This window comes from Monashia sp. HAY1-2A (assembly GCF_056755315.1).
Genome location: NZ_JBNDHY010000524.1, coordinates 1 through 258, shown reverse-complemented (window position 1 = coordinate 258; position 258 = coordinate 1). Strand labels below are relative to the sequence as shown.

1 protein-coding gene is annotated in these 258 nt (G+C 38.0%); it reads left to right on the top strand.

Features of this window, described 5'->3' with window-relative positions; all coding sequences use genetic code 11:
- Positions 1–187 (top strand): helix-turn-helix domain-containing protein (locus ACPYOM_RS22955; protein ID WP_481347736.1); only part of this gene is annotated, 187 nt, incomplete at its 5' end.
- Positions 188–258 lie beyond the last annotated feature (71 nt).

Here is a 258-nt window from a genome sequence, read left to right as displayed (position 1 = left end):
GCAAAACACTCAGCAGCACATCCAGAATAAGCTGATCGATCTCGCTAAAGAACGTCTGAGTACCACCAATCTTTCCGTAAGTGAAATTGCCTATGAGCTTGGTTTTGAGCATCCGCAGTCATTCAGTAAGTTGTTTAAACAGAAGGTGAAGCAGTCGCCGGGGGAGTTTAGAAGGGCGTTTAATTGAGATCTGTAAATATCTTATTTAAAGCTTTAAAAATTAATTTGTACTTTTGATTTAAATATATCAGTCATGGA